Here is a 4,365-nt window from a genome sequence, read left to right on the forward strand (position 1 = left end):
CCAGTAAATGATCGCCCCAGGTGGACAGAGCCTCGCCCGTGGCACTGCGGCCTGCGCTGAAGCGGCGCTCGGTAATGGCAGGAGCAGCTACGCCCCATGCCCATTGCCAGTCGCCGTTGGTCAACATGTCGCCCGCATGTGAACCGGCACAGAACGGCGGGTATTCGTGCACCACCACCTTGTAACCAAGCAGCATGGCAAGGCGCGTAAACCATGCCCGCGACAGGCCAGCTTGTTCCTGCACTGCTATGACCAATGCCATGATGCGTTCCTGCAACGTGGTGTCAGGATGGGAACAGGCATCAGGCAGGCCGTAAACACGCTCCCAGTCCGGCAGCCATTCCTGTGGCCACAGGCTTGCAGATGGTGTCCACGGCCCGCTCCATCAGCCCTTTGCCCTGCGGGCGCCCCGGTATGGATGCTGCCCGCTCAATACCCAGTCGGGTAAGAATGCCCGTCCCCTCGGTCGACAGTTGCAGATTGTCGTAACCAGGGCCGTTGTCGGCATAAAACATGGCAGGAATGCCACCGAACAAGCAGGCCATGCGTAACGCATCAAGAACGCTTTGCATGTTTTCAGACATGCTCAGAGAAATGCCCACACACCGTCTGGTGGCTACATCCAAAACCAGAGTGACTTCCGGCTTGAATGGTCTGCCATTCAGCGGGTTACGTACCTCGGCGTCAAATGTTGTTCCGTCTGCCGTATAGCAGTCGGTCGGCAACATATGCTTTGTGGAACGCTGCTTATACGGCATCATGCCCAGCAAAGCGTTGCCGGTTTTCCGGCCTCGTGCCAGCTCCGGCGGAGCCACTTTTTTTGCCCAGCGGCGCACTGCGTCCAGAGAAGGCGCCTTGCCTTCCAGCTTGCCGCTCTCGTAAGCGGCACACAGGTCTTTATGAGCCTGCACCATAGAAGGCTTTTGCGGCTGCTGAAAAAAACTCAAAAAAAGCGGTGCCCAATCCGGTACGGTGTAGTCTTTCTGACGGTGCTTAGGTGCCAAAGCACCTTCGCCGCCGCGTTCATAATCGCCGCACCACGCATACAGCCTGCGGCGTGAAATGCCGCGCTTTGCCTTGCCGGTGCCTGTCTTGTCATTGGCTACAGAAACCAGCTGTTGCAGATGCGGGGCAAGGCTGCCCTCCGCTGCAGCGCGGACAAGGCTCTGTATGGCTGCTTCACGTCCCACAAGGCCCATCAAACGATGAACTTCACGCACAAAGGCCAGTCTGGCAGTCGCGACTTCGCGCTGCCGCTTGCTTAAGCCGGAAAGGTTGCCAAGACGTGTTGCTATACTTGTCCGACGACCGGCACCCTCAGCATCCGGCACGGCAGGTACCGTACCGGAATCGAGGCGTTGCTTACGCAGCAGGCCGGCCGCTATCGCCTGGCGAGTGGCCTTTGGCATAGAGTCCACCAGCCACTCGTTGCCACCCCCGCGCCCTTTACGGGGACGGGACTGCCAGCCTTCGCGCTTAGCACGACGATTTAACGACCGGACTTGCTGATTAAGCACTTCCGCTACTTCTTTAGTAGTATATGCGTCCTGCTGGTGCGTCATAAGACAATCCTACAGTCTGGTGTTACGAAACGAGTTATACGCAACGTCTTCTGTCATTTTGCGAGATAAATCTGTAACCATCTCCAAAGCCTTATGGTCGTCATCCTCCAAGGCAAGGCTTCCAAATTTATACCCCTTACCGTCGTAGCAGAGGTTGCAGTGTCGTTCGACAACACTTGTCACAGCGCGTATGGAGCCTGAGCAAAGGGGAAGCGCACCATCAGCACACTTCAGGTCAATCCGCACAATCCCGTTACGGTAGATACTTGCGACTACTTTTTGCGCACTCATGCCACGTCCCTCTGCTTCAAGTCTTCAGGCAGACTCAGCACCTCTACAGGGCATCCCATATCCCGCAACGCTTCCAACACCTTGCGATGATTGCGCCTGCCCCTGACTGTTGCCGAAACAGCCTGAGCACTCACGCCTAGCTGCCGTGCAACATCAGCCATCGACAATCCGCGAGCGTCCAGAAACTCCCTGATGCGAAAAGGCTGCCGATGTATTCCCGCTCCTGTTGCTGCATGTGCATTTCCAATCATCGAATTGACTCCAGTTGTTTTTTACGACGCTGTAACGCTTTGATCTGGTCTTCTACTTCCGCCTGCTCCAGACGCAGCCTTTGCGATTCATCAATCACAGTGCCACCATGCACAGCAGCCTGAACTGCCAAAGGCTCAAGGCTGCCAACCACATCACAAAAAACGGCTAAAGCACGATGGCTAGGCATATGTTCAGGAGAGGAAGAAGATAACCACTTCGCCAGAATCTGATCTGAAAGCTGCTTGGCGTTTCCGCCGGTAAGACGCACCCCAGCCTGCAAAGCCAATGCGTTCATGCGGTCAACAACCTCCTCACGCGAAACCCTGTTACGGTTGCAAAAACGCTTACAGGCTTCGTTCATGGCAGACTTGATTTCCCTGTCCAGCAAGGTCACCCGGTTTGCCACATTATCGAAGAGGGAAAGCTGCTTCATTTCTCCGTCCATCAAAGTCACATTTGGCGTCAAAAATTAGTAAAAAATGGGACATTGACCGTTACATGCAGCGGCTGTAAACTGAGGTTGAACTTATATCTCTGTTTATCAACCGCCCGTGCGTCCTTTAGACACCTTTTTTGGTGATTGGTCAACCTCGTTTTTGGTGTCCAACATAATTTTTGGTGTAAACCTGTGTTTTTCTCATTATCTCAGGCAAATACAGATAGCGCACGGTGTCCAACATCATGTCCAACTTCTGGAGCAAAACTTGGACACACAAAACACCCCCGCAGAGCGTCTCCGCAGTATTCGAGGCAGCATTCCTCAGGCGGAATTTGCAAAACAATTAGGAGTTCATAAGAACACCTTGGGCCGCTATGAACGCGGTGAGTCAGAACCAGATGTGAGTACTGTCAGAGCTGTTTGCACCAATTTTGGTGTAAAGCCGGAGTGGTTTATCTTTGGCGAAGGCTCTATGTACCGAGACGAAACGATTCGGCCTTCCTCAAATTCAAAGCCCCCTTGCACCGGTCAGTCAGAAGGCCACACAGAGATCATATTCATTCCACGCCTTAAGGCCCGCCTTTCTGCTGGTGGAGGCAGCTACGAGGTGCAGACAGAGTGCGACGGACAGTTCGCATTCCGTAAGGACTGGATACGCACAAAGGGTAACGCGAATGATATGGTATTGATGGAAGTTTCAGGCGACAGCATGGAGCCGGATATATGCGATGGAGACATGGCCTTGATTGACCAGAGTAAGAACCAAGTCATCGCTGGTGGAATCTTTGCTGTCGGCGTTGACGAGACAATTATGATTAAACAGCTAGATACAGAACCTGGAACCCTCGTCATTCGTTCAAAAAACAAAAGATACCAAGACATAAGAATACCACGAGGTAGTGACCTTGCGGAAAACGTCCGCGTTATTGGTCGCGTCATCTGGTGGTGTCGCGAAGCCCGTTAATTCTCTCCTTGAATAATAAAAAAGCAGGTACCCAAAAGGCTCCTGCTTTTTTATTATTCTCGACCAATGCCGTGCTAAACTTCGTGCACTTTCCGATCATTTTTAGATATTTTCTTCACATTTTGCTTGGCGCACAATTCGGCACCTGCAACCGCGCTAACGTTCTGTATTCAATGGAAAGCACGACGCGAAATGCCTATTCCACTCATGTGTCAAATTAACTAGCTCCCCACACTGTTTTCGTCAACTGGGTCAAACTGGTGGGTCAAAACCAGCCGTCATACCGGCAGGAACACCCCCATGCAGCATACAACATCACGCCATGCAGTGTAAATCTCCCGTAATATAGAGCCAGCCAAAAGTAGAGGTTTTCGTTAACGTGCATCCATCAAGAAGACAGAAACGATGCGGAAATCTCGATTCACCGAAAGTCAGATCATTCGAATTCTCAAAGAAGTTGAAGGCGGCAGAAAAGTAGCTGAAGCATGCCGCGAATATGCTGTGATCCAAGCCAGTTACTATAAGTGGAAATCAAAATACGGCGGAATGGAAGCATCTGACATTCGTCGACTCCGTGACCTCGAAGCAGAAAATGCACGCCTGAAATGAATCGCCCCTAGTTTCGTAGACACTCCTGAGTTATGAAAACGAGACCTCAGGAGAAAACGATGTACGACAAACGCTACACTGACGAATTCAAAATTGAAGCGGTAAAACAAATCACCGAGCACGGCTATCCCGTCCAAGAAGTCGCCCAAAGGTTAGGCGTCAGCACCCACAGCTTGTATGCGTGGAAAAAGAAATATGGGCATGGCGAAGTTCATGCTGCCCAGTTTGATAACCAACAGACGGAAATC

The 4,365-nt window shown here is 52.2% G+C and carries 7 protein-coding genes and 1 pseudogene; 3 read left to right on the forward strand and 5 right to left on the reverse strand.

The window, feature by feature from the left end:
- From ACK5LI_RS15105 to ACK5LI_RS15125, 5 genes are all read right to left on the reverse strand, one after another.
- Window positions 1-355: putative phage tail protein (locus ACK5LI_RS15105; RefSeq protein ID WP_416950883.1), on the reverse strand; the 355-nt coding region annotated here is incomplete at its 3' end.
- Window positions 303-1,562, reverse strand: coding sequence for a DNA-binding protein (locus ACK5LI_RS15110; protein ID WP_416950871.1), 1,260 nt, complete (start codon window positions 1,560-1,562; stop codon window positions 303-305). The genes ACK5LI_RS15110 and ACK5LI_RS15105, both read right to left, overlap by 53 nt.
- A 9-nt stretch (window positions 1,563-1,571) precedes the next feature.
- Window positions 1,572-1,853: a hypothetical protein gene (locus ACK5LI_RS15115; RefSeq protein ID WP_416950873.1), complete on the reverse strand. Its 282-nt coding sequence runs from the start codon at window positions 1,851-1,853 to the stop codon at window positions 1,572-1,574.
- The gene (locus tag ACK5LI_RS15120) at window positions 1,850-2,104 is read right to left on the reverse strand and encodes a helix-turn-helix domain-containing protein (RefSeq protein ID WP_416950875.1); all 255 of its coding nucleotides are present in this window, start codon (window positions 2,102-2,104) and stop codon (window positions 1,850-1,852) included. The genes ACK5LI_RS15115 and ACK5LI_RS15120 overlap by 4 nt, the downstream gene beginning before the upstream one ends.
- Window positions 2,101-2,538, reverse strand: coding sequence for a hypothetical protein (locus tag ACK5LI_RS15125; RefSeq protein ID WP_416950877.1), 438 nt, complete (start codon window positions 2,536-2,538; stop codon window positions 2,101-2,103). The genes ACK5LI_RS15120 and ACK5LI_RS15125 overlap by 4 nt, the downstream gene beginning before the upstream one ends.
- 271 nt (window positions 2,539-2,809) lie before the next feature.
- Here ACK5LI_RS15125 and ACK5LI_RS15130 point away from each other — a divergent pair, with 271 nt between their 5' ends.
- The 3 genes and pseudogenes from ACK5LI_RS15130 to ACK5LI_RS15140 form a co-directional block, all read left to right on the forward strand.
- Window positions 2,810-3,508 (forward strand): XRE family transcriptional regulator, encoded by a 699-nt coding sequence (locus ACK5LI_RS15130; RefSeq protein WP_416950879.1) that lies wholly within the window; start codon window positions 2,810-2,812, stop codon window positions 3,506-3,508.
- Between the two features lie 405 nt (window positions 3,509-3,913).
- Window positions 3,914-4,114: pseudogene (locus tag ACK5LI_RS15135) on the forward strand (transposase); the annotation flags it as partial.
- A gap of 62 nt (window positions 4,115-4,176) precedes the next feature.
- The coding region (locus ACK5LI_RS15140; RefSeq protein WP_416950881.1) for a transposase at window positions 4,177-4,365 on the forward strand (189 nt) is incomplete at its 3' end.

This window comes from Oleidesulfovibrio sp. (assembly GCF_047973035.1).
GTDB lineage: Bacteria > Desulfobacterota > Desulfovibrionia > Desulfovibrionales > Desulfovibrionaceae > Oleidesulfovibrio.